At 41.7% G+C, this 26492-nt stretch carries 21 protein-coding genes; 12 read left to right on the forward strand and 9 right to left on the reverse strand.

Annotation, left to right across the window (positions count from 1 at the left end):
* Positions 1-232 precede the first annotated feature (232 nt).
* On the forward strand, positions 233-1522 hold the full coding sequence (locus RS893_RS25925) for a serine hydrolase (protein ID WP_315788487.1): 1290 nt from the start codon (positions 233-235) through the stop codon (positions 1520-1522).
* A gap of 264 nt (positions 1523-1786) precedes the next feature.
* Here the strand turns inward: RS893_RS25925 and RS893_RS25930 are convergent.
* The 3 genes from RS893_RS25930 to RS893_RS25940 form a co-directional block, all read right to left on the reverse strand.
* A protein-coding gene (locus RS893_RS25930; RefSeq protein ID WP_315784082.1) for an IS1 family transposase occupies positions 1787-2478 on the reverse strand; the annotation gives its coding sequence in 2 pieces (ribosomal slippage) (positions 1787-2154 and positions 2154-2478; 693 coding nt in all).
* A gap of 97 nt (positions 2479-2575) precedes the next feature.
* A complete protein-coding gene (gene mraY, locus RS893_RS25935; protein ID WP_315788488.1) occupies positions 2576-3676 on the reverse strand; it encodes a phospho-N-acetylmuramoyl-pentapeptide-transferase in 1101 nt (366 codons plus the stop codon).
* Between the two features lie 82 nt (positions 3677-3758).
* On the reverse strand, positions 3759-4001 hold the full coding sequence (locus RS893_RS25940; protein ID WP_315788489.1) for a DUF3134 domain-containing protein: 243 nt from the start codon (positions 3999-4001) through the stop codon (positions 3759-3761).
* Positions 4002-4371: 370 nt separating this feature from the next.
* Between RS893_RS25940 and RS893_RS25945 the strand changes: the two genes are divergently transcribed.
* From RS893_RS25945 to mdh, 5 genes are all read left to right on the forward strand, one after another.
* Positions 4372-4956 (forward strand): PAP/fibrillin family protein, encoded by a 585-nt coding sequence (locus RS893_RS25945; RefSeq protein ID WP_315788490.1) that lies wholly within the window; start codon positions 4372-4374, stop codon positions 4954-4956.
* A 416-nt stretch (positions 4957-5372) separates the two neighbouring features.
* Positions 5373-5591 carry a photosystem I reaction center subunit IV gene (locus tag RS893_RS25950; RefSeq protein ID WP_026733112.1) on the forward strand — a complete coding sequence of 73 codons (219 nt, stop codon included), beginning with the start codon at positions 5373-5375 and terminating at the stop codon, positions 5589-5591.
* Between the two features lie 171 nt (positions 5592-5762).
* Positions 5763-6728 (forward strand): DNA-formamidopyrimidine glycosylase, encoded by a 966-nt coding sequence (locus RS893_RS25955; RefSeq protein ID WP_315788491.1) that lies wholly within the window; start codon positions 5763-5765, stop codon positions 6726-6728.
* 116 nt (positions 6729-6844) lie between these two features.
* Entirely contained in the window at positions 6845-7060 is a 216-nt protein-coding gene (locus RS893_RS25960; RefSeq protein ID WP_009455621.1) for an NAD(P)H-quinone oxidoreductase subunit O, read from the forward strand.
* An 18-nt stretch (positions 7061-7078) separates the two neighbouring features.
* Positions 7079-8068 carry a malate dehydrogenase gene (gene mdh, locus RS893_RS25965; protein ID WP_315788492.1) on the forward strand — a complete coding sequence of 330 codons (990 nt, stop codon included), beginning with the start codon at positions 7079-7081 and terminating at the stop codon, positions 8066-8068.
* Between the two features lie 254 nt (positions 8069-8322).
* Here mdh and RS893_RS25970 read toward each other — a convergent pair whose 3' ends face one another.
* From RS893_RS25970 to RS893_RS25985, 4 genes are all read right to left on the reverse strand, one after another.
* A complete protein-coding gene (locus tag RS893_RS25970) occupies positions 8323-8712 on the reverse strand; it encodes a translation initiation factor (RefSeq protein ID WP_315788493.1) in 390 nt (129 codons plus the stop codon).
* Positions 8713-8727: 15 nt separating this feature from the next.
* Entirely contained in the window at positions 8728-9222 is a 495-nt protein-coding gene (locus RS893_RS25975; RefSeq protein WP_315788494.1) for a hypothetical protein, read from the reverse strand.
* A gap of 291 nt (positions 9223-9513) precedes the next feature.
* On the reverse strand, positions 9514-10287 hold the full coding sequence (locus RS893_RS25980; RefSeq protein ID WP_315788495.1) for a LemA family protein: 774 nt from the start codon (positions 10285-10287) through the stop codon (positions 9514-9516).
* 90 nt (positions 10288-10377) lie between these two features.
* Positions 10378-11598, reverse strand: a complete 1221-nt coding sequence (locus RS893_RS25985; protein WP_315788496.1) for a TPM domain-containing protein — start codon at positions 11596-11598, stop codon at positions 10378-10380.
* Positions 11599-12079: 481 nt separating this feature from the next.
* On the opposite strand from RS893_RS25985, the gene RS893_RS25990 reads away from it, so the two are divergent.
* The 4 genes from RS893_RS25990 (at position 12080) to RS893_RS26005 (ending at position 18131) form a co-directional block, all read left to right on the forward strand.
* Positions 12080-12814 (forward strand): class I SAM-dependent methyltransferase, encoded by a 735-nt coding sequence (locus RS893_RS25990; RefSeq protein ID WP_315788497.1) that lies wholly within the window; start codon positions 12080-12082, stop codon positions 12812-12814.
* Positions 12815-12993: 179 nt separating this feature from the next.
* A complete protein-coding gene (locus RS893_RS25995; RefSeq protein WP_315788498.1) occupies positions 12994-14826 on the forward strand; it encodes an ABC transporter ATP-binding protein in 1833 nt (610 codons plus the stop codon).
* A gap of 590 nt (positions 14827-15416) precedes the next feature.
* Positions 15417-16373: a hypothetical protein gene (locus tag RS893_RS26000; protein ID WP_315788499.1), complete on the forward strand. Its 957-nt coding sequence runs from the start codon at positions 15417-15419 to the stop codon at positions 16371-16373.
* Between the two features lie 186 nt (positions 16374-16559).
* A complete protein-coding gene (locus RS893_RS26005) occupies positions 16560-18131 on the forward strand; it encodes a metallophosphoesterase (RefSeq protein WP_315788500.1) in 1572 nt (523 codons plus the stop codon).
* Positions 18132-18323: 192 nt separating this feature from the next.
* Here the strand turns inward: RS893_RS26005 and RS893_RS26010 are convergent, their stop codons facing one another.
* Both RS893_RS26010 and RS893_RS26015 read right to left on the reverse strand, forming a co-directional pair.
* Complete coding sequence (locus RS893_RS26010) at positions 18324-19016, reverse strand: hypothetical protein (RefSeq protein WP_315788501.1); 693 nt, start codon at positions 19014-19016, stop codon at positions 18324-18326.
* 182 nt (positions 19017-19198) lie between these two features.
* Positions 19199-20365: an RICIN domain-containing protein gene (locus RS893_RS26015; protein ID WP_315788502.1), complete on the reverse strand. Its 1167-nt coding sequence runs from the start codon at positions 20363-20365 to the stop codon at positions 19199-19201.
* Between the two features lie 1043 nt (positions 20366-21408).
* On the opposite strand from RS893_RS26015, the gene RS893_RS26020 reads away from it, so the two are divergent.
* Positions 21409-22818 (forward strand): AAA-like domain-containing protein, encoded by a 1410-nt coding sequence (locus tag RS893_RS26020; RefSeq protein ID WP_315788503.1) that lies wholly within the window; start codon positions 21409-21411, stop codon positions 22816-22818.
* 23 nt (positions 22819-22841) lie between these two features.
* Positions 22842-26408 (forward strand): AAA-like domain-containing protein, encoded by a 3567-nt coding sequence (locus RS893_RS26025; RefSeq protein WP_315788504.1) that lies wholly within the window; start codon positions 22842-22844, stop codon positions 26406-26408.
* The last annotated feature ends 84 nt before the right edge of the window (positions 26409-26492 follow it).

Genomic DNA, 26492 nt, shown 5'->3' on the forward strand with positions numbered 1-26492 from the left:
ATCAGCTATTGTAATTTCATGCAATTTACTGTTAAAGACAAGTGAATCTGAATTGTTTTATACTGCATATTTTTGGTAATATAATTACGCTTGTTGTTGCAACTAAAAGTTGCAAACTATATCCATACACAAGCCAAAAATAAATATGCAGAAATCGCCTCAATCTAAGGTTTCATCTCAGCAAATCTCAGCGCTTAGCTTCATTGCCAGATTCAATACTGTAACCGTGAGAATGACTATTCCATTTGTGCTGGCAGCTGCTTTGATGGCTAAGTACGTGACTACACAGTCTGCAAGAACATCTGCTGCACAACCATTAAATTCACTGAATGCTGCTGCATCAGGCGGTATTTTGCTTGCTGCTAAATCATCTACTCAAAAAACATTAAAATTACGTACAAATGTACCAGACTCTGTACTACTTCCTGCGACATCATCTACTCAAAAAAAATTAAAATTACATACTACTCCACTACCACGTCCTAGTTGGGCGATCGCTAAAGGAATGCCTATTCCTTCTCGTCTTCCAGGAAAAGAAAATACAGAAGTTGCCTATAATCTCGATACACCTCCAGATTTTAAATACAGCCAACAGTTGCAAAAAATTGTTAATGAAGTTGTGAAGCTAACTGCTGCTAAAGGTCTGCCGAAAAAACCTTTATCAATTACATTGATAGATGCGAAAACAGGCGAGACAGCAGGATACCAGCAAGACGTACCTAGATATCCTGCTAGTGTAGTAAAGACCTTCTGGCTGACGGTTTTATATTCCCAAATCGAGAGTGGGATTTGGAAAAATGAAGAAGATTTTACTCCTTACATCGCCAAGATGATTAAGGAGTCTGATAATGAAGCTGCTAGCTACATTGTTGATCAAATTACTGCTACACGTTCTCAACCCAAACTCAAGAGCGAAAAATTTAAGAGTTGGAAAAATAGACGTGAACAAGTAAATAGGTTTTTCCGCGAAGCTGGCTATAAACGGATTAATGTGAGCCAAAAAACTTTTCCGCTTTATTACCTCAATCTTCCAGAACCCAAAGGTAGTGAATCACAAATGTTAAGTAGACCTGCTTGGAATCCGAATCGGATTACAACCAGACAAGCAGCCAGACTGATGTACGAGATTTGTTACCTGAAAACAGCTGTTTCTCAAGCAGCTAGTCAAAAAATGTGTGACTGGCTAGAAAGGGATTTAAATCCGAAAGCTTGGCAAGCTCCGGATTTGTATGCTTTCAATCCTGTGCGAGGTTTTTTAGGTCAGTCTTTATCTAAGACTAACGTTAGTTTTCATTCTAAGGCTGGTTGGACTTCTCGCTCCCGTGCAGAAATGGCAATGGTTTCCACAGGAGATGAAAAAGCAACCTATGTTTTAGCCATTTTTGGACACAGTCCTGCATACTCCAATAGCGTAGATATTTTTCCGCAAATTTCTCGTCTTGTCTACAAGCGTATGACTGCTCGTGATACTAAACCAGAATCTAAGCCTGTAGCACTTTCCAATACACATGGTGTGAACTAAAGTCTTGAGCGAACAAAGGCGCAGAACAGTTCGATGAAAAGATTTCACCACCAAGCATGAAAAACCTCACAAGAACAGCCCCTTCACCCCTAATCCCCACTCCCTTAGGGGAGTGGGGCCCCCGAGTTCCCCAGAGGGGGCCCCCCATCCCCTCTGTTGCGAGTTCACCAGAGGGGTGTCCGACAGGACGGGGTGAGGTGACTTTCAAGCCAAAGGGCAGAAGGTTTAAATTAAAATAACGGCGTTGCTGAATAAAGGTATGTTTTAGGCAGGTAAGGGAACAGAACGATATTTGAGGTAGTGCAATAACAATCGAACAGAGTATCTCAGCATTTCCTCGGTTTTGGAATAACATAAAGTTTTACGATGAAGACGAGCCAAATAATGTCTAAGCCTTGTGTTTTCATTTTCGACTCGTGTCATGTAGGTCTTACTCACAATTTGGTCACCATCAGGAACAAAACAAGGGTAAACAGGGTATCCATCTGTGACGTAAAAATAACTCTGCCAACACTGGACAATGTTCCATAACTGTTGGAAAGTAGTCGAACTACGATCACCTAAAACCCAAGCAAGAATACCTTGAGTAAAGTGATTTACCGCCGTCCACAACCAGATTTTATTTTTTTTGAACCAATAAATGTTTCTAATTCATCTAGTTCTCCCACCTGCGGAATTTCCTTTGAATTTGGTGTATCCGCCAATTGTGTACCCACTCGTTTAACCCAATGAATAATGGTAGTATGATGAACGTTTTTCACCCTTTCAATTCCACGAAATCCCATACCATTGACGTACATTTTTAGGCATTCTTGTTTGATTTCATCCGAGTAGCCCCTGGGTGGTTTATAGACATCAATGAATTGACGACCACAATCACAGCAAATGTGATTCTGTTTACCTCTTTTCTTTCCATTCTTACGGTTATGACAAGATCCACAGCGTGGACATTCCATGATTAATTGACCTCAATTCATACCGCTATTATGCAACGCCAAAATAACCTCCCTCATATAGAGGAGGTTATTTGCTGTGATGATTTGTGTCTAAATCTCAGAACTTACTGATCGCCAAACACATAACAGCCAAAATAGCACTGATGATGTAGAAAACGGCTACTACTTGTAATTCTGACCAACCTGAAAGTTCAAGGTGATGGTGTAGTGGAGCCATTTTCAACAAACGTTTGCCTTTGCCATCAGGGCCTTTTGTAGCTTTGTAGTAGCTAACTTGTGCCATTACAGATAGGGTCTCTACAAAGAAAATCCCGCTTAAGATGAATAGTGTTACTAGAGTGTTAGTAAGCAATCCTACAGCCGCTAATGCTCCTCCCAGGGCGAGAGAACCAGTATCTCCCATGAAAACGCAGGCTGGGTTGCGGTTGTGTGCCAAAAAGCCTAAGCAAGCACCACTCAAAGCAGCGCAGAAAATCATCAGTTCCGGTGAAGTGGAACCAATCAGCGCACCTAAGGCTAGTAATGCGATCGCTACTGTTCCTGCTGCCAATCCATCAATACCATCTGTTAAGTTAGTAGCATTACTTTCTGCTACTAATACAAAGCCTGCCAAAGGCCAGAACAGCAAGCCTAAAGGTAAAGAGAAGCCGAAAGGTAAAGCTAAATTTGTGATATTAGCAGGTTGATTAAAAAGCAGCCACAAACAGAAAAGAACTGCAAAACCGATCTGTAGGGCAAGCTTCATTCGAGGGGAAATACCCTTGTTGGATTTACGGCGCAAAATTTGCCAATCGTCGAGCCAGCCAATCAATCCGTAACCTAGCGTCAATCCTGAAACTGCCAATACATTTGTATTAAAATTGGCTAATATACAAGCAGCTATTACTCCAGCAGGAACAAAAAAGATACCACCCATTGTCGGCGTACCTGCTTTTTTCAAGTGGGCTTGGGGGCCGTCTTCGCGAATAATTTGCCCTGTTTTGAGTGCTTGCAGCATTGGCACAACAAAAAAGCCCACGGCTGCTGAAATGACAGCGCATAATAGAAATGGCAAGGTGAGGGAAGTGTTAGCCCACGGCAATCTATTTGCCATGCCATCCAAAACTAGCGCTGCGACACTTAACCCTACACCTAAAACAGAAACTAAACCTATGCCAGAAATATTCAACCCCTGGTCAGGAGATAATTTAGCGTCCACGGTTGTTTCCCCTCACTCCACACTTGTACGACAGATGAACAATAGGGACTCGTTAAAATGTTGACTCTTTAGTCTTTACTGACTACTCTTCGTCTGGAACGATATCATCATCGTCATCAAAGTCATAATCGGCTATACCGTCATCACCACCCAAAAATTCCGAAATTTCTTCTTCGTTATCTTCACTAAAATCAGGCTCTTGGGTATCACGCGCTATGAGACGACCACTAGTTTGCAACCAATCCAGAATGGAGGACTCTTGCTTTAATGGTATTACAGCAGCACGTTGATTGCGAGGTTCTTCGCGTAATGGGGAATTTAGCATATCAGACTTAGGATACAAGGAGTGCCATTATAGCTTGACATTAAGAGTCTATCACTTGATACGGAAGATTTTAGTTGATTATTCAACGAGTTACTTCCAAAATCAGACAAAATTTTTTGTTTTTACTATCAATCTAAGTAAATAGTGATAGTAACTTTGTGATTGGGCATCTTGCAAAAGTAACAATTACAATAAGTAATTTTGGGTAAAAGTTAAAGAGAAAGGGTAAAGAAAAAATTAATACCTTTAATTGTTTCGCTTTTCTCTTTTCCTGACTTCTGCAAAAAGCTTATTGATACAACGCAATACACAAAGGTCTTAACTTCTTGTTGTTCTTGATTGAGACTAATACTGTTTTAGGTAGTAGGTGATGTTCCCAAAAGCGACTTTATTAGAAACAATTGCTGGTAAAAATCGTGGTCTTTTAGCAAGCGAACAGGATAAGCAAGCTATTTTAGTTGCGATTGCTAACTTAGAAGACCTTAACCCTACACCACGTCCGGTGGAAGCAGGCGATTTACTTGATGGCAATTGGCGACTTCTTTATACCACCAGCAAGGCTCTTTTGAATCTTGATCGCTTGCCTTTATGTAAACTTGGAGAAATTTATCAGTGTATTCGCGTTAACACTAATAGCGTTTACAACATAGCCGAAATTTATGGTTTACCGTTACTTGAAGGTTTAGTCAGCGTCGCTGCTAAGTTTGAACCAATTTCAGGCCGCCGTGTCCAAGTTAAATTTGAGCGATCAATACTCGGCTTCCAACGTTTAATTGACTACAAGTCTCCTGACAAATATATCCAACAAATAGAAGCTGGTCAGAAATTGACTGCGATTGATTTTTCTCTCAACAGCAACGAACAACAAGGCTGGTTGGATATTACTTATCTAGATAACAACTTACGAATTGGCAGGGGTAACGAGGGTAGTGTATTTGTTTTAGCCAAAGCATAGGATGACAAAAAATTTTTGTTTGCGACTGAAGGATATTCCATGATTTGGGTATTGTCAAGGAGGGTGTGACACCCTATTTGTTACGAGATAGGGAAATGGGGAGATGGGGGGAGTGTGAGGGGTATGTAGACGCGTAGCGGCTTAAGGTAAGGGTGGAGTGTGGGAATAACCACTAAACCTTTGGGTTCGTCAGTCGCTCATGGGGGAGACCCCCTGCGTTCCCGTCGCTGACTCACCACTAACTACTAATGTAGAGACGCGAGGAACATCGCGTCTCTACCCACCAACAATTGACCATTGACTATTGACCATTGACAAATAACTTAACAAAGCTTCTGCCGGAGGCGCTGTGATTGTACAGTGAAATCAATTAGCCTTAATACGTTGGCAATTGATAATAAAAAGGGAACAAACTCATGGTTCAACGTGGTTCTAAAGTACGCATTCTCCGTCCAGAATCCTACTGGTTTCAGGATGTAGGAACTGTTGCATCTATCGAGCAAGGTGGTACTAGCAGATACCCAGTGATTGTCCGCTTTGAGAAAGTGAATTATGCTGGCGTGAACACAAATAACTTTGCTCAAGACGAGTTAGTAGAGGTTGAAGCACCAAAGGCAAAAGCTAAAAAAGCCTAAGGGTTAGAAACCTCCAAAAAAACTTAATGGGGTGATTTTCGGGAGTAAGCAGCAGAGGGTAGAGAGTCAAAGCTTTGATTCAATACTCATTGTTGACTACTCCCAATTTTAATGTCTGCCAAAAAGCCACAGTACTTGGCACAATAAGCTTGTTGTCAATAATTAGCTTAGATGCCTGAGTTGCCTGAAGTTGAAACAGTCCGGCAGGGTCTAAATCAATTGACCCTCAACCAAGAAATCACGGGTGGGGACGTACTGCTGCATCGGACGATCGCTTATCCGTTTTCAGCAGATGATTTTGTTACTGGTATCAAGGGAAGTGCGATCACTACTTGGCATCGACGCGGCAAATATCTTCTCGCCGAACTTACTCTTCCTTTAATAGATAAGGGACAGGGAGGACAAGGAGGACAAGGGGGAGAAATTGCTTCCTTGTCTTCCCCCACTCCACCCTGCGGGAAGTCGCTTGCGCGTCTACACACTCCCCTGACTCCTCACACTCCCCTCACGAGTTACTTGGGCGTTCACCTACGTATGACCGGTCAACTACTGTGGTTACGACGAGAAGAACCATTACACAAGCACACGCGAGTCAGATTATTCTTTCAAGATGGGTGGGAATTGCGCTTTGTTGATCAGCGTACCTTTGGTCAAATGTGGTGGGTGTCAGCAAATCAAGCACCAGAAAACATTATCACTGGTTTAGCAAAACTAGCAGTAGACCCCTTTTCACGAGAATTTACAGTTGATTATCTAGCCGAGAAACTCAAAAACAAACGTCGTCCAATCAAAACAGCCTTATTAGATCAATCTGTGGTGGCAGGATTAGGCAATATATATGCCGATGAAGCGTTGTTCATGAGTGGCATACTACCAGAAACAATGTGTATAGATTTGCAGCGAGAGCAAATCGAAAAGTTGCGATCGCAGATAATTAAAGTATTAGAAACCAGTATCGAAGCTGGTGGAACGACTTTTAGTAATTTCCTCAACGTCAAGGGCATTAACGGTAACTACGGTGGTGTAGCATGGGTTTACAACCGTACTGGCGAACCCTGTCGTGTTTGCGGGACTGAGATTCAACAGACAAGATTAGCTGGTAGATCTAGTCATTTTTGTTTGCAGTGTCAACGGTAATTGTTAGTGGTTAGTGGTTAGTGGTTGATGATTCCAAACAACTAACAACTAACAACTAACACCACTTGCCAAGATAGAATTCTGTATAGCAATCGATACACTCAAGAGGGGAATCTATGCCTGTAAAACGTGGAGATATGGTTCGCGTGATTCGCGAGAAATTAGAAAACAGTGTAGAAGCAAAAGCCAGCGATACTCGCTTTCCTGATTATATATTTGACAGTAAAGGCGAAATTGTAGATATCAAAGGTGATTATGCCTTTGTCAAGTTTGGCAAAGTACCTACGCCTAATATTTGGTTGCGTTTAGATCAACTTGAAGAGTTTAAGTAGAATTATCAGTAAAAATTTATGTATACTTCCCCTTCCTCCCCGATTCTGTGTTATTCACCCCGTGTCACCATTATTGGTGCTGGTAGAGTTGGCAGTACCCTTGCCCAACGCATTGCTGAAAAAAATCTTGCAGATGTCGTGTTACTGGATATTCTTCAGGGAATGCCCCAAGGATTAGCACTGGATTTGATGGAGGCGAGGGGAATTGAAATGCATAACCGTCAGATTATCGGTACTAATGACTATGCCGATACTACTGGTTCGGAGATTGTGGTGATTACGGCAGGTTTTCCCCGCAAACCAGGTATGAGTCGCGATGATCTCTTACGGACAAATGCCAAGATTGTTGTGGAAGCAGCCAAGCAAGCGATCGCTCACTCTCCTGATGCCATATTTATTGTTGTCACCAATCCTTTAGACGTAATGACATATTTAGCATGGCAAGCAACAGGATTATCACGCGATCGCATTATGGGTATGGCGGGTGTGTTAGACTCAGCCAGGTTTGAAACTTTCATTGCGATGGAACTAGGAGTATTGCCGGGTGATGTCAAGACGATGGTATTGGGTAGCCACGGCGATTTGATGGTTCCCTTGCCACGTTTTGCTACTGTCAACGGCATTCCGCTTACAGAATTGCTAGATCAAGCTACAATTGAACGTTTGGTAGAACGCACCCGTCACGGCGGTGCAGAAATTGTGGAATTAATGCAGACAGGTGGTGCCTTTTTTGCTCCTGCTTCTGCTGCTTGCATGATGGTGGAATCGATTTTATTAAATCAGTCGCGTTTGTTACCTGTAACAGTGGCTCTTACGGGAGAATACGGTTTAGAAGATGTGGCGATCGGTGTTCCCTGTCGGTTGGGATGCGGTGGAATTGTCAATGTATTGGAATTGGATCTCAGCGACGAGGAGATGGCAGCACTGTATGTTTCGGCAGAGTCGGTGCAGCAGAATATTACTCGGGCGCAGGAAATTTTAATGGTTTCAACAGGCAATACAGAATAGAAAGTCAGGAACCGAAATAGATAAGTTCCTGACTCTAGCCCTTTAGTGGTGTAATGCATTTTTCTTTGTGGCTTAGTGTCTTTGTGGTGAAAAAATGGAGTTTTGAACCACCAAGGCTCTAAGACACATAAGACACAAACGTGAAAAGACCAAAATTCGGCAAAATGTTTGAGGATTGTTACCCACCTTGGAAAAGGTTGGTTTTTGACTCCTGAATTCTTGTTGTGGTTGCAAATTGAACACAGATGGATTAGCTAGCGGTAATCTTCATCTGCTGGATCACCGTAGGGGTCTTCACTAGCAGGACGGACATTGCCGTAATAGCCTTGGTCGGCAGGGTCGCCGTAAGGATCTTGGCTAGCGGGAATGGTGTTATTGTAATAGCCTTGGTCAGCAGGATCGCCGTAGGGGTCTTCGCTTGCAGGACGGACATTGCCGTAATAGCCTTGGTCGGCAGGGTCGCCGTAGGGGTCTTGGCTAGCGGGAATGGTGTTATTGTAATAGCCTTGGTCGGCAGGGTCACCGTAGGGGTCTTCACTAGCAGGTCTGACTTGGCGATCGCCATATTCCCTATCTTGCTCATATTGGTCGTTATTAGACCCTGTGAAAAAATCTCTTGCCTTTCGCAAAAAATCATCAACCATAATTTATTACCAAATTTATAATGCTGGAGCTGGTTGGGCAGTAATGTCAGTTAAATCACGCCCTGTGGGACGTCTGTTGTAACCTTGGAAATCTCGATATTGTTGTGCTTCCGACTCTGGTACTCGAATTCCTTCTGGTGGTGGTGTCACCCAATGAGCGCGGCCTTGTTCGTCGCGGTAGTAAACACGTCCATTCTTGGAAAGGTAGTACTTGCCTTGTGGCCCTGTACCTTGGGCATTTTTTCGCTGATTATAGATGTAGTAAAGTGCGGCAGCGCCTACCAAAATTGCCACCTTCTGCCCTGTACTCAATCCTTTCTTCGCTTGGGGTTGATTTGCGGGAGTAGGATAATTCACATTTCTACCAGTTGTATCGTCAACAGGAGGCGGCGGCGCACTAGTTTGGGAACCTCCACTACAGCTAGTAAGTATTGGAACTATTAGCAATGCTGAAAGAAAAACCCCTAGCAGACGCGAAACAATTTTACGTTCTTGAAATATTGTGTTCATCCTCAATTCCTCATCACCCTGCGTTTGTTAAATGCCCTTTTTTACAAGCCATATTACAAAACTGCACTATCTCAGTGCAGTGCAAGATTATTAATGCAATGGTGATGGAAGCTTTGAATTCTTCCCTCTAGCCTTTGAATGAATCTGCATTCAGACCAAGGGAATATGCGGTTAAATAAGTTACCAGCCTTTATTAAATATATCTACGAAGCGGTATTACTTAGAAGATGTGGCGATCGCTGTTCCGTGTCATTTGGGATGCGGAGCGATCGCTTTTATTTCCTGTGCGATTCACTCCCTAAAAACCTTGGGAACTTCAGTATTTGTGGCTTGAAAAAATTCCTGCTTCTCAAACCCAAAAGTATTAGCTATCAGCGAATTAGGAAAACTCTGAACTTTTTGATTATATGCTTGCACCGCTTGGTTGTAGCGCATTCGTTCTACAGCAAGGCGATTTTCAGTACCTGTTAACTCGTACTGAAGATTGGTAAACAATTGGCTAGATTGCAATTGGGGATTGGTGGCTGCATAATCACGGAAACGGTCGATCGCTTGATTAATTTGTACCGTAGCGGCGGCTTTTTGATTGGGAGTAGTTGCTTGTAAATAAGCCTGGCGCGATCGCACTAATAAAGAGACTAATTCTTTTTCCTGTTTGGCATAGGCTTGTGTCACATTTACAAGGTTGGGAATCAAATCAGCGCGTCTTTGGAGTTGATTTTCTACTTGTGCCCAAGCCGCTTCAACTCTAGTGCTACTGCTTTGCAGAGAGTTGTAAGTCCAGCCACACCATACGGTGAATGCAGCTACTATACCTGCACCAACTAGCAGTAGTCTTTGGCGCAGATGCACTAACCGCTTTTGTTCTTCTTGCTGTTGCTTGTGCTTTGCTTGCACATCTTGGATAGCTTGCTGAATAAACTCGGCAGGAATATCAGCTTCCTTTCCAGCTGCTACCAACTCAGAAGCAGAGTAACTCTGGGTGTGATTGGCATAATAGCGCGAGGCTAACTCTAACACCTCTGGGGCAATCTCTTCGGGAATTCTCTTTTCTGTATTGTTCATAGCATTTATAACTTACCAAATTTCAAGCCATTAAGCAGGTGGGCGTAATTAAACATAAAATGCTTATGCCCTCTGCCCTCTGCCTTCTACTTACCAACTACCACCAGCACCACCACCACCGCTACTGCCACCGCCAAAGCTGCCGCCACCGCCACTGTAACCGCCACCACTGAAACCGCCACCGTGGGAAGTAGGAGGAGGGGGAGGAGGAGGGGGAGGTAAGCGAGGAATTATTTCCTTTTTCTGGTGATGATAAGCACAACTATGGCAGTCATCAGTAATTATTCGTATGCCAGAATTGAATTGTGTAGCTGGCCGAACAATCTTGTTAGTACGGGTGATAGTCAATTCTTGACAGTGAGGACATTCATGAAATCGAGATGAATGGGATTCTTGGGCAACAATGTGGAAGCCATTACCACTAAGCTTGTGGCTGCAATTGGGACATCTCCAACCCTCAAATTTGACACTACCCAAATTTTGTGCTGTTTTTTCTGGTTTACTTAGATATGAATTAACTGTAGTTTCATCAACTTTTTCCATTGGCTGTTGACAATCAGCACACAAAAAAATGTAATTACCTTTACTTTTACGCGTATGTCCTTCTGGTGCAATCACAACTTTACGAGGACGACGTATCAAAAAAACAGCACTCACCCCCGCCAATACAGCTGTTCCGCCTCCGATCAGCACTCCCCAAGGAACAGTATCATCCGAAGTAGTTTCCTGATTGGGAATTGGTTGTTGGTTAGGAGTTATCACCTTTTGCCCAGAAGATGACTTATCACCCTCTAGGACGATTACTAACGCTTTCGTTCCCGCTAGCGTCCCACCTTCAAAATCTCCTTTTTTAAATCGTGGGATGATTTGGGTGTCAATAATATTGCCGACTTTGGCATCAGGTAAAATTTCCTCCACACCGTAACCTGTCTCAATTTCCACGCGGCGATCGCCTACTGAAATCAAAAACAAGACGCCGTTGTCTTGTCCTTTCTTACCAATTCCCCAATTATTAAACAGTTCCGTGGCAAATTTTTTGGGAGAACCAGCAGGCGAAGTTTCTGGCACAGTTACCACCGCCATTTCTGTACCATTTTTTGCCTCTAACTGAGAAATTATCTGATTAATTTGAGCTTCTGTCTTATTGCTTAGAATTCCTGCCGTATCACTCACCCAACTACCATTTTGCTGTCGGGGATTAGGGACTTCTTGGACAGTCACAGCCAAACTAGAAACAGGCGAAAGAAGTATGGCAGAGGAAAATAAACTCAGCCAAAAAACATGCTTATATTTTCGTAAATTTAATTTCATTGCTTTCGTCTTCAGCAAACAACTTTCTGGAGTGTATTTGAGTACAATCAACGCCTGTTGTGTGTTTGTTCTCTTACAGCTTTTTTATATACTGAATAATTCATTAGTATCTGAATCAGAAATCAAAGAGGTTGTCTCAATACACCTCTACTTCTATTTTCCAATTTGGAATGATAAATGGTAAGCAAAAATAACTAATGTATAAAAAATTAAGCAAAGAAAAAGTACGAGAGACTAATTTGACAGCATTCAAAATAGGCAAGAACAAGGAGAGATAAATATTTACTTTTGGGTATAATTTTTTGCAATCGGTCAATGCGATCGCCTTACTCCAAGTATAATACCAATTTCAAAAATGATTGTAACAAATGTATTCACGTAAACCAGATACAGAAGGCAATTTCCAATCCAAAATTTAAAATCCAAAATGGTATAAGCTAATTGTCTAATAAGTTTAGGCTTAATTTAAGCGGGGTAAAACATGGCAGCCCATTATGACACCATAGCCCAGCAGTATAAAAAATCCAAAGAATTCCCGTTTCGCTTACATATTGAGGCATATACATATTTTAATTTGCTTGGTGATTTAACTGGAAAGTCCCTCCTAGACTTGGCTTGCAAAGAAGGATTCTACACTAGACAATTCAAACAAAAGGGTGCTGCACGGGTAGTTGGGGTGGAAATTTCTGAAAAAATGATTGAACTAGCAACACAGCAAGAAGCCAGAGAACCACAAGACATTGAATATATCCTTGGTGATGTACTTGAACTTGGTAAGATTGGTAGCTTTGATTTAGTAGTAGCTTCCTATCTGCTGAATTATTGCCAAACAAAAGAACAACTGCTCAAAGTTTGCCAAAATATATTCGCTAACCTGAAGCCGGGAGGTCGTTTTATAACTATCAATAATCATAGTGAACAACCCCCTGCATCCTATCTCTCAACTGAAAAGTATGGATTTATCAAAAACATAGACGAACCGCTTCAGGAAGGCACGCCCATAAAATACACAGTTTATGCTGATGAGGAGAAATTCAGCTTTGATAACTATTACCTCAGTACAGCCACCCATGAATGGGCATTCCGAAGTGTAGGTTTCAAAGAGGTTCGCTGGCAAAAACTAATCGTTTCCCCTGAAGGAGTAGAGGAATTTGGTGAAGATTTTTGGCAGGACTTTGTTGAATCTATGCCTATCGTTGCTATTGAATGTCTATAATTTTCTACCACAAAAATTTTAACAAGAAGAACTGGTGAAGTGGTGTAGAGACGCAATATCTCGCATCTCTACTCACACAACAGTAGTCAGGAGTCAGAATATTTTAAATTCTCAATTCTGCATTACGTGTTTTTTGAACCATTCGGCAATTACGGGCAATTTGCGTTATACAAATAATAATGAGGACTCTTCGTAAAAAACGTAACGCCCTACGCCAATCACTGGCGGTATTTCGCTATAGTGGACGAGCGATCGCTTTAGTATGGAATACTAGCCGTTCTCTCACAATTATTCTGGCGACTTTAACTCTGGTGGCTGGTCTTTTACCAGCAGCTATAGCTTACATCGGTAAGTTAATCGTCGATGCGGTAGTTTTTGCATTTCAAAATACACAAACTAACAATATTGTCAATAGCTATCATCCTCTAATGTATGTAGGAATTGAAGCTATTGCTGTAGCCTTACTTGCTTTTAGCCAGAGGGGGTTGACGATTTGTCAGTCGTTGTTGCGGGTATTACTCGGTCAACGGGTGAATGAACTAATCTTAGAAAAAGCCCTGACTCTAGAATTGACACAATTTGAAGACTCAGAATTTTATGACAAACTCACTAACGCACGGCGAGAAGCTTCTATTCGTCCCCTTTCACTTGTGAACCGCACCTTTGGCTTGGTACAAAGCGCCCTTTCACTGTTAACCTATGGGGCTTTGTTAATCAACTTCTCAATTTGGGCAGCGGTTGTACTGATCCTAGCAGCAATGCCTGCATTCATTGCCGAAACTAAGTTTGCGGGGGAAGCCTTTCGCTTGTTTCGTTGGCGTGCGCCGGAAACTCGTCAGCAGCATTATTTAGAAACCTTGGCAGCTAGAGAAGATTTCGCCAAGGAAGTCAAACTCTACCAATTGGGAGAGATGTTGCTGGAACGTTACCGCAATATCTTCTATCAACTCTACGATGAAGACCGAAAGTTAACCATCCGGCGATCGCTATGGGGATATTTGCTGAGTTTGTTAAGTACCATTGCTTTTTATGTCGCATACGCTTGGATAGTTTTAGAAACTGTCGCAGGCAGAATTTCTTTAGGCGATATGACGATGTATCTCACCGTATTTCGCCAAGGACAGACAACTTTTTCTGGTGCGTTGACTTCTATCGGGGGAATGTATGAAGACAATTTATACCTTTCCAATCTCTACGAATTCCTAGAGGAGGAAGTACCACAACAAAAAGGTAAAGCTACTAAAGGTATCAAACCTGGGGATGGTATTCGGTTTGAAAACGTCACCTTTACCTATCCAGAAAGTATCCAACCTGCGTTGAAAAATATTTCTTTTCACGTCAAACCAGGAGAAAAATTAGCTATTGTTGGTGAAAACGGTTCTGGCAAGACTACTTTAATTAAACTACTGACTCGACTCTACAACCCTAGCTCTGGCAGGATTTTACTAGATGGCTTGGATTTGCAAGAGTGGGATGTGGATGTGTTGCGACGACGCATAGGTGTAATTTTCCAAAACTTTGTCCGTTACCAATTTACGGTAGGGGAAAATATTGGTGTCGGTGACGTGGCACGGATGGAAGATAGAGAACTGTGGGAAATTGCTGCCGAAAAGGGGATGGCGCTACCTTTTATTGAGAAATTGCCCGCCACATTTAGCACTCAATTAGGTAAATGGTTTAGTGGAGGACAAGAACTTTCTGGAGGACAATGGCAGAAAATTGCCCTTGCCCGTGCTTTTATGCGAACTAACGCAGATATAGTAGTGTTGGATGAACCAACATCAGCAATGGATGCCCAAGCTGAGTACGATATTTTCAATCATTTTCGCGCCCTCACCAAAAATCAAATGGTGTTTTTAATCTCTCACCGTTTTTCGACAGTGCGGATGGCTGACAAAATTCTGGTGATTGAAGCAGGAGAAGTGGTAGAAGAGGGAAATCACGAGGAATTGTTGCAGGTTGGAGGCAGGTACGCTAGGCTCTTTTATTTGCAAGCGGCGGGGTATCAGTAGGGATGGGGAGATGGGGAGAAAACAATTCAAAATTCACGCATTTGGAAGAGGGTGTGAGGAGTGTGTAGAAGTGATAATTAGGGTAGATTTAATTTCTTCTATCAGCTTGTTTGCACTAGATTTGTATCACAAATTGAGATAATCGATACCTATGAATCCCTGCTAACTGTAACATCGATGCGATCGCCCACCAAGTCCCTAGTACCTCAATACTTTTCACCCAATACGGTTCAGATAATCAAATAGTAGTCTATACATTGACGTAGTTGATCATTTGCTGTTACTGCTCACAATGAACATAACTTTAACTGAGTTGCTGGTAGATTGTACTAAACGTTTGTCAAGATAATCATTAATTACTACTTAAGAAGTATAAGAAGACTAGTTGTATTTGCTATTTTTTTCTCAAAACAGAAATCATTATACCCAATGAAGCAGCTAAATAAATTTAGAATTGCTTCTTAAGAAAGATGCCTTTTCGAGTATAAAATGAGCAAGCTTAAGTCATAACAGTAACTTCAATATTGTTAATGTTTTAGTGCCGCCTAATAAAGTAAAGCTCTAATTTTTTAACTGCTATGACTAGTAATATGTCATCCAACAATGTCTGTGAATCTACTAGAAACCTTCCAACTGTAGAAATTTCTCTGTTACTCGCAAACCTCAAAAATAATATTTGGTTTTGGGGTATTTTTTCTTGGATGTTTGGAGTCACCGATAGAGGTGTTGCTGCGTTTGCTGATGGTTATTTATCTCCGATAGAGATTCTACAAATATGTGCAATCTCTTTCTTATTCTTGAGTTGGTTGTTTTTGAAGCCAGATGAAAGCTTGAATGATGATGAGGGCGTTTCTTCAAGTCAGCAAACTGACTCAAGTCATTATCGTTATGAAGCATTATCTACAGTTAGAGATAGAATGCTTCAGTTGCAAAAGCAACATATGATCAGTCAGGCGTATACTCTACCTTTTCCTTATGTATGTCAAATCTATCATCTGTTAAACTTAAAACATTTGGAAACAGTTCACAGCTTCAGCTTGAATAATTTAAAGGTTATTGATGTTAATTATGTTCAAGCTACAAACAATGGTGGTGTGCTAAAGTTTCAAACCGTCTTAGCTGTGTCAGGTATCAATATTTTAAGAATTTGGAGACAACCAATAGTCGAAGTAGATTTAATATTGCACACTCCTTTTACTGTGGAATTGAGCATTCCAGTTTATAATAATAAAAGAATAATTGTTATATTCAACGCTCTTCCTTTAAGCAGTAAGGCCCATAAATTCTTTGTAGATATTTATAGTGATCTAGAGTGGCCTAAGCCAGTAATGCAAATTATCTTACATTTTGCCTCTTGTCTAACACTGTACGAAGATTTACCCTATCTACGCACACTTGCGAAAAGAAATATAGACCGTTTAATCAGCTTAAATAAGATTTCCAATCACCAAACCATGTGGCTGTTTAGAAGATTCGTTGAACTATATGGTTCGAGTATAGAACCTGCTGATAATTTAAAACTATTGAGTAGCCAAGAAGATAAATAATTGTGCGATCGCCCTCTGGGTTAAAGAGATGGGAGTGTAATTCAGTTATCAGTTATCAAATTCTATCATTCACTGTTAACTGTTAACTGTAGCCTGCGGCAAGCCGCTACGCGTCTACACTGATTATAGATACAATCGGAATGCAAGCAGAATTAAGAAAGTTCTGCATTCTGGGAGCGATCGTCAATGAAATTTATTTCCGAACCGTCGATACCTGTAAAAATTCAAAAGATGAAAGAACGGGTGCGCTGGGGTAATGCAAGTATTGTCCAGCGCGGAATTGACCAAACTTGCATGGTGATCGACGATCGCAACTTGGATAATCCACAATTTTCGTTTATGGTTATTGGCGATAGTGGAACTAAATCATATTACAAACACCATCCCCAGCGTCAAGTAGCTGAACTGATGCTGTCGCACCAAGAGGAATCTAGTTTTATCTTGCATACAGGTGATGTAATTTACATTGTTGGTTCGCATGAGTATTATCCCCGAAATTTTATCGAACCTTACCGCGAGTTCATTAAGGGTGGAGAAAACTACAAGCGTATTCCCTATGATCGCATGGTTTTTAAAACCCCGATTCTGCCAGTCTTGGGTAATCACGATTACTATGATGTACCGTTGATGTATCGACTGTTGGCAGGAAGCACACTACCACTACGCCGCCTGTTCCGCTACAAAGATATCGAAATTGGTTGGCATGGTTCCTATCAAGGAGATGCCTACGCACGGGCATTTTTGGATTATCTCAAGGCTTTCCATTCTAAGGAACAGTTAGAATTTCATCTCGACGAATACTACACCGCTAAAACAGATACCGGACGTTGTTTGCGTTACGAACCTGGACGTTTCACCCATCTACCCAACCGTTATTACACGTTTCGTTACGGCGGGATTGACTTTTTTGCCCTCGACTCGAATACTTTTAACGCCCCATCACCGCTACCCGCAACTAAAGAAGGAGAAAGCAGTCGCCGTCAATTAGAGAAGCGCCGCCACGAGATTGCAGACGAAGAAATGCAAATTTTAGAAGCGTGCGATCGCCTCAACCCAGATAATCCTGAAGAAGCGGAAAGACTCGACGCCCTCAAAGCCAAGTTATACCAAATTGATGAAGTCAAAATAGATATTGAAAAACAACTCACATCCCACCACGAACCAGCCATCGATTTTGAACAATTGGAATGGTTTAAGCAAAGGCTAATTGCATCTTGGCACAGCCAAGAGGTACGGGGGCGAGTAGTGTATTTCCACCATCCCCCCTATGTTACCGAAGCGAGTAAATGGCATCAAGCCCAAACTATAGCAGTACGTCGGCGTTTACGATGGGTATTTGATAGCGTGGCACAAACTCTTGGTTCCGCAACTCAGGGACGTCCGATTGTTGATTTAATTTTAAATGGTCATGCTCACTGCTTAGAATATCTCCGCACCACCAACACTGGCTATGCCGACTCTCACCTTAATTGTATAGTTTGCGGTGGTAGTGGTCGTCGTCCCCGTCGTCAGCGAGAGGAAGGGACAGAGTTAATGGAGACTTTTGAGTATTTAGAAGGAAGTCCTACTCGTAAAATTGCGGATTCACTATTGTTTATTGGTCGCAATGGGTACGATATTTTTAAGCGGTTGCCATACTCATGTGTGCGAATTGACGTTAGAGGTGGCACTCCACCCAAGTTTATTGTTAAACCACTGGTTGCCGAACGGTTTCAAGGGCAGTGGTTTAACAAAGAAATGGAAGCGTTTGAGATTTGAATTACTTTCTACACCTGATATTAGCGTAAGTTTGGAAAAACGAACACCGATAAACACAGATGCACACCGATAATTCATCTGTGTGCATCTGTGTGCATCTGTGTTCGTTATTATTATTGAATTTGCACACAGTGCTGTTTCTGTCTGGAGGAAAATCTAAAACTGTAAAGATTGCTATTTTCACTCTTTTGCTTAAGTAGCTGGAGTATATGCTGTTCCCCAGACGCTAGCAGTATATGTTGGTTCCGATGTTGGAGTAGATGCTGTTTCCCAGATACTAGCAGTATATGTTTCTTCCGGTGCAGGAGTATAGGCTGCTTCCGGTGCAGGAGTGTAGGCTGCTTCTGGTGCAGGAGTGTAGGCTGCTTCCGGTGCAGGAGTATAGGCTGCTTCCGGTGCAGGAGTGTAGGCTGCTTCTGGTGCAGGAGTGTAGGCTGCTTCCGGTGCAGGAGTGTAGGCTGCTTCTGGTGCAGGAGTGTAGGCTGCTTCTGGTGCAGGGGTGTAGGCTGCTTCTAGAGATCGTGTATGTACTGAGGTAATTGCTGGTTCTGTTGTGGGAACAAATCCATAGGCAACCCAGCCGATAACTTTAGACACATAAGATCCATCAGATAAATTATTTTGAGTATTAATGAGTTCGTCTATAAGGATTTCAAATCCAAAACGAGTCACGTTGCGGATCTTTATATTGCATGTCTCATAACCGTTGTAGTTTTGGATGGTTGGTACAACCACCACTTTCTTGTCCTCAGTAAAAGGCACATTAAAATTCACCTGATGCCAAGTGTTGCTCTGGAAATGTGCGGCTGAAGTATCAATAATTCCAACACGTTGCTCGAAGTTTTGATAACTCTGTAAATCCATAATTTCCTTTGCTTTATGCAAGATATCTTAGTTTTGGAAATGTCTTTGAATACGATTAAACCTATGCTGCAAAGACTTGTAGCTAAATTTCCAGGATGATGTTGCCTGTCGCTAATGTCTAGACTTAACAAATGTGGAGGAGTAAACATTTAGCGAACATGGCATTTCATCATCCTACTGTTAATGCCTTATTAAGGGCTTAACTACACAGGCTCAAATTTCCATTTGGAGTTGTCACTATTTGATTTTGTATACTGAATGACATTAGTTCCGTCGGTAGTGCCAGCACCATAGACATTTAAAACTTTGCCACTATGTTTGGCAACCAGGTAGAAATAGCCATCACCTGCATCTTCCAACCGCCATTTGAAGTGATCGAGTCCTTGGTTTTGCCATTGTAAAACATTGGCTCCATCATCCTTGCTAGCACCTGTGACAGCTAAAGCTTTGCCGCTATGTTTGGCGATCAGGTAGTAATAGCCATCACCTGCATCTTGTAATTGCCATTTAAAGTGATCGACTTTTTGGTTTTGCCATTGTAAGACATTACCTCCATCAGCAGTGTTAGCACCTGTGACAGCTAAAGCTTTGTTGCTGTGTTTGGCAATGAGATAGTAGTATTGCCCTACAATAGGAACTTTAGGCGATTGAGTTGTGCTACCTTCAATAATGGCATCCTTGCGATCGCGTTCTGGCTGGAACACACCTAAGCATGTGCCTTGTGCATCTGTAACTACCCAAGGATGAGTGACATAGGTCGATTTGTTGACGGATTGTCCTGGTTGTAGATCTTGGATGAATTGGCGCTGACCTTGATAGTTAATCCAGAAAATTTTTACAACAGAGTTGGTTTTGTTGACGAAATTGATCTGAGTGGCAACGTCGGCATTTATTGAACGAAGTTGGCTTTCATTCTGACAACCGACATTTGGTAATGAATTTGTTGTAGTACCCGTGGAAGATGTTTGAGTGTTGGTTAATTGTCCTTCTTCTAACCAAGGCTCAATAGCAATCCAATTGATATGCCATTTATAACCATTGGCTTCTGCTGGGGTAATGGCTGTGTTCTTATAGTCTTGCTCCCAACGGATATATACGCGAAAGCCTTTTTCTGTGGCTTGGTAAACAGAACTAGCTCCAGTGGTTCCCCAATGATTACCATCGCCAGCAATTGAGGTAACGTAGATCGGTGTTTTGCTAAATCCAGCAGCACTAGTGTCAACGTCTACAAAAACACCATTAGCGTTTACCTGCCAATTTGTTGCACCTGGTTTGGTTCTACCTGATGCGATTTTGGCAACTGTGGTAACAACGGTTGTGACTTGTGTGCTGTTACTGGTTGTTGGACTTGGTAAGGGTGTAGTTACCATGCTTTGATTCCTTGATATTACTAAGATTTGAAAATGAGTAGGTCGTATTTGTTCTTTGTCAAGGTACAAAAACCCCAGTACAATATCTGACTGCAAGACTTGAGTTCGAGACAGAATATTGTAAACACAGCATGTTTATTCGCTGGGTTATGATGTTAGATTTGACAAATTTCTGTGTTGCAATTGCTCTATATCTGTATAAACATACTCTTGTTATTGCAAGGAAAATTCAAGGAAAAATAAGAGAGTTAACTAGACAGTTAACTGCACAATTAATATACAAATAAGAAAAATAATTTCTAAGTAATATTTATGTCAAAAAATTACTAAAATTTACTTAATCAAGAATAGCCAGCCTATATCAATCAGATTATAACTACAGTATATGCTAGAGGTAATAATAATTAATTGAAGTTAAAGGTAGCTAGAGAAAAATAGTATAAATTTATATAGTCATTCTGATTAAACAAACTTCTGCTCCAGCAAATTTACGCTTGAGAATATTAAATTTAAAGGAATTTAAGCAGCAAATAGACAGCTAAGACAGTTATAATAAAATGCATGTGATTTTTTATTCTCTAAATAAAAGAAAATGATAAAAATCTTAAAATGTCAGCAAAATCATCTATCTATAGTGCGATCGCACAACACATGGGCTGGGCATTTCTGTCGTACAATAGCAAAGTAAATTAGCGTTGTTGTGAGTGTAGTCACACACATTAGACTTGTATAGGCGAGTTTAGATCAAGTTCGATTAATCACTTAAAATAAAAACCTCACCCCGCCTTCGGCACCCCTCTCCTTACTAAGGAGAGGGGGAGGGGGGTTTCCTCTGGGGATAAGGGGCAGGGGGTGAGATTAAACGAGAATTGTAAGTAATCATGCGAGCTTGATATCATACAATAGTCTGTATACTTAGACTTTGTACCATTAAAAATTTTCTTTTTTATTTAAATTCCCTGTTTTGACATCAAGACTTAAAAACAAAGGCTAGAGATTATTTTTGCTCCAAATTAATAATCACAGGGTAGTCTAGTTAGCGTATGGAAAAATCTAGAGCCAAACGCAGACGGGGTGTTGTGCTGACCTCCGCTGGAATGAAGCGGCTGCAAGCAGCGATCTTAGCTGTGGAAATTACTCAGAACAATGGTAATCGTTTTAGCTTAGAAGAATTAAGCGATCGCATTCAAGTTTCTACCAAAACATTGACTCGATTGTGGTCATTGGACGCAAGTGTAGATCGTAAAACGCTAAAACTCTGCTTTAGTGCCTTTAACTTAGAATTACGTCCATCAGATTACACTATATTGAGTGAACCGGATCACACTGAAACTTTTCCAGCACCCTTGCCAAATTTAGAGAACAAAGACATATATGCGTTAGAATTCCCATCTATAAAAGAACTACATCACGAGTCTGAACATATTTGTTCCTATCCGGATGGCCCAGTTCCCCTAGATTCTCCCTTCTATATTGAACGTCCACCAATTGAAAAAATAGCTTATCAGGAAATAACTCAACCAGGGTGTGTAATCAGGATTAGATCTCCCAGAGATATGGGTAAAAGCTCTCTAGTGCTGCGGCTGTTAGCCTTTGCCCAAAAGCAAGAATATCATACAGTCAAAATAGATTGCCAGGAAATTGATTCGCTGTGTTTGAGTGACTTAAACCATTTTTTCCGTTGTTTTTGCTGGCGAGTAGCAAAAGAATTAGATATTGAGCCGAATCTAGATACTTGCTGGGATGAAGAAATGGGCAGAAAATTGAGTTGTAGTTTTTACTTTAAGAACTACTTACTCAAACAAATCAAACGTCCTGTAGTTCTTGTTTTAGAGCAAGCAGATCACTTTTTTGAACATCCACAACTTGCCCAAGAGTTTTTTCCTTTGTTGCGTTCGTGGTACGAGGAAGCACGAAGAGATAGCATTTGGCAGAAATTGAGACTAGTCGTAGTTTACTCAACAGAAGTGTATGTCTCTTTAAATATCAACCGCTCTCCATTTAATATTGGATTACCTTTGCGTTTACCAGAGTTTACTGAGCAACAGGTAAAAGATTTAGCCAAAAGACATGGTTTAAATTGGGAATTTGGTGACGAGGCTGCTCGAGTGATGTCCCTCGTGGGGGGACATCCAGCCTTAATTCGGCTGACTCTATATTATCTTTGCTGTCAAGAAATTAGTTTAGAACAGCTAATTAAAGAAGCGATCGCTAACGGTGGTATTTACCGCTATCATTTATGGCGGCACTGGGCAAGTCTACAAGAAAAACCTGGTCTAATAGAAACATATTCTAAAGTTTTGGCAGGCAAACAAAGTATTTTTCTTAATCCCATAGAGACTTACAAACTCGACAGTTTAGGAGTGATCAGCTATGAACGCGATCACATCAAACCGCGATGCCAACTTTATCGTAGTTACTTTGAAAAACAGCTATCTACAACTCGAGTTTAAGCAATTAATTCATAGGATATTACATGAGATACCAGGTTGGTGGTAGTCTCCGAGGTGATGATCCCACCTACGTGATTCGTCAAGCAGACGAACAACTTTATACAGAACTAAAAACAGGTGATTTTTGTTATGTCTTAAATTCCCGACAAATGGGCAAGTCATCTCTACTACAGCGAACTAGCCATCGTCTGGAACAAGAAGGCTATGTGTGTGTTTATCTGGATGTTTCCCGATTGGGTAGTGAAGAAACAACACCTGGGCAATGGTACAAAGGCATCATTGTTAGCTTGCTTCACAGCTTCGATTTGGCACAGCAGATTAACTTTGAAGATTGGTGGCAACAACAAGCAGAACTTTCCCTGATACAACGACTGCATCAATTTGTGGAAGAGGTGTTGCTGCCAAAGGTGCAACAGCAGCGTATTTTCATTTTTATCGATGAGATTGATAGCCTACTGAGTTTGAGTTTCCCTGTCAATGACTTTTTTGTTTGGATTCGTCATTGCTATAATTTGCGATCGCACAACTGGCAATTTCAGCGCCTGGGATTTGCGATATTTGGTGTAGCTACTCCATCGGATCTGATTTCAGACAAACAGCGAACGCCCTTTAATATTGGTAAGGCAATTGAGTTATACGGCTTTCAATTGTATGAAGCCAAGCCATTAGTAAAAGGGTTAGAAGCAGTAATCAATCAACCAGAAATAGTACTGCGGGAGATTATCTACTGGACACAAGGACAACCATTTTTGACCCAAAAACTTTGTCGTTTAGTCGTCCAAATTGCCTTAGAAAGTTCTACTAAAATGATTACCCTACCTCCGAGAACTGAAGCGTTGTGGGTAGAACAATTAGTGCGATCGCGCCTAATTGAACATTGGGAATCTCAAGACGAACCCGAACACCTGCGCACAATTCGCGATCGCTTATTATTTAAAGAAGAACAAGCAGGACGGTTGCTAGGACTTTATCAACGGGTATTGCAAGCCGAAGAGAACCAAGCACCACCTATACTAACAGATGACAGTCGCGAACAAACAGAACTGTTGTTATCAGGATTAGTTGAGAAGCGTGACGGTTATTTAAAAATCAAAAATCCGATCTACCGGAGTGTCTTCAATGCTCAATGGGTGACACAGCAGTTAGATACTCTGCGTCCCTACTCCCAAGCATTGAATGCGTGGGTAATGTCGAACTACGAAGATCAATCGCGTTTGTTGCGGGGACGAGCTTTGCAGGATGCTCAAAAATGGGCGCAAGGCAAAAGTCTGGGCGATGTCGACTATCAGTTTTTAGCTGCTAGTCAGCAAGAAGAACGACGAGAAGTACAAATGGCATTAGAAGCCGCACGAGCTAAAGAAGTAGAAGCACGACTAGCACAAGAGAAAAAAACAGCTAGATTGCAGAGGTTTTTATTAGTAACAGTTGCGATCGCGTTACTCGTTTCTACCGGATTGGGGATCGGAACTTTCATTATGTACCGCCAAGCAGTCAACAGCGAATACCAAGCAAGGCTAAGTGAAGTTGCGGCGCTGGTGTCTTCTTCTGAGGGGTTATTTGCTTCAAATCAAAAATTGGATGCATTAGTAGAAGCAATCAAAGCGACACAAAGACTCCAAAAGCTGAAGCAGCCTAACACCAATGTTGAGCCTCAGGTGAAAAATGTCTTACGACAAGCAGTTTATGGATCAGATGAATACAATCGTTTTTCAGGACATACAGCAGCTGTGATGACAGTAGCTGTTAGTCCTGATAGTTCCTTAATTGCCTCAGCAGGTATGGATAAAACGATTAGGCTGTGGCGACGTGATGGCACAGCAGTAGCGATATTCACAGATCATCAAGCAGCAGTAAGGATATTAGAGTTTAGCTTTGACGGTCAAATCTTTGTCTCAGCCAGTGACGATGGAGTCATTAAAGTATGGCAGCGAAATCAAAGCGGCACATATCGCATTTCTAGTAGTTTTACAGCTCACACTGCGGCTATCTGGGGACTTGCCTTGAGTCCTGATGGTGAAACTATTGCTTCGGCAAGTCTTGACAAAAAAGTGAAATTGTGGAAGCGTGATGGCTCCTTGCTCAACACTTTTGCAGGTGATAATGCTGCTTTTTCGGGAGTAGCATTTAGTCCTGATGGTCGAGTTTTAGCTGCTGCGACTCTATACAAGGCTGTCAAATTGTGGAAACAAGATGGCACGAGTTGGGATAAAGCCAACTTACTCCAAACTCTCTCAGATCACACAGGTTGGGTTGCCGCAGTTGCTTTTAGTCCGGATGGCCAAACTATTGCTTCTTCCAGCGAAGACACAACCGTCAAACTGTGGCGAAAAGATAACACAAATGGCAACTATCGTTTCTGGAAAACTCTTAAAGGACATAGTGCAGGAATTTGGCAAGTTGTCTTTAGTCCAGATGGTCAAGCTATTGCTTCCGCCAGCCTCGACAAAACAATTAAACTTTGGAACATTGATGGCACAGAACTGAGGACGCTAAGAGGACATAGTGCGTCGGTATGGAGTGTGAAGTTTAGCCGTGACGCCAGTTTTATTGCTTCGGCGGGTGCAGAAAATGTTGTCAGATTATGGCAGACTGAGAATGCATTCCAGAAAAGTATTATTGCCCATAGTGCCGGAATTTGGTCAATTGCTATCAGTCCTAAAACTGGGGCGATCGCAACCGCAGGTCATGAAAACATAGCTAAACTTTGGAGTAACCAAGGCAAATTGCTTAAAATTTTTTCTAATGGCAGTCCGGTCTTCGGAGTTTCATTCAGTCGTGATGGCAAGTTAATTGCTCTAGCTTCGGAAGATGATACAGTGAAACTTTGGCAAGCGGACGGCACTTTGGTTGCTACCTATAAATATCCTACTAGTAGTGAGCTGTTTACAGGTGCAATGAGTCCCAACGCTCAAACAATAGCGATGGTAAATGTAGATAAAACTATTAGGCTTTGGTGGCGCGATCGCCAAGCACCTGTGCAAGATTTTCGCCTTTCATCAAAGATCCTGAAGGGACATGAAGCAGAAATTTGGCAAGTCGTATTTAGTCCAGACAGTCGGCTTTTAGCTTCAGCCAGTGGCGATGGAACCGTGAAGTTATGGACGTTGGATGGTAAATTACTAAAAACTCTTCAAGGTCATACGGCGGCTGTGTGGAGAGTTGCCTTCAGCCCTGATGGTAAAATAATAGCCTCTGGAAGTGGAGACAACACCGTCAAGTTGTGGACACTAGATGGCAAATTGCTGAGAACTCTTCAAGGTCATACAGCAGCAATTTGGGGAGTAGCGTTTAGTCCCGACAGTAAAATAGTAGCTACTGCAAGTGTGGATACGACTATAAAGCTTTGGCAAGTTGATGGTACAGAACTCACAACCCTAACAGGACATACTGCTGCAATTAGGGGAGTTGCTATCAGTCGTGACGGCAAAATTCTAGCTTCAATTGGTGATGACAACACACTTATCCTGTGGAATTTACAGCGAATTCTCAAGCAAGATGTACTGGCTTATGGTTGTGCTTTAGCACAGAATTATTTGCAGACTAATAGAACAGTGAAACAGAGCGATCGCCATCTTTGCAAGCAAATTTGAGAAAATAGATTAATTTTCATACTCCTGCTGACGGTCAAAAGCATTGCATAATTCATCTTTGAATTTAGCAACGTTATCAAAGAG

The organism is Fischerella sp. JS2 (genome assembly GCF_032393985.1).
Lineage (GTDB): Bacteria > Cyanobacteriota > Cyanobacteriia > Cyanobacteriales > Nostocaceae > Fischerella.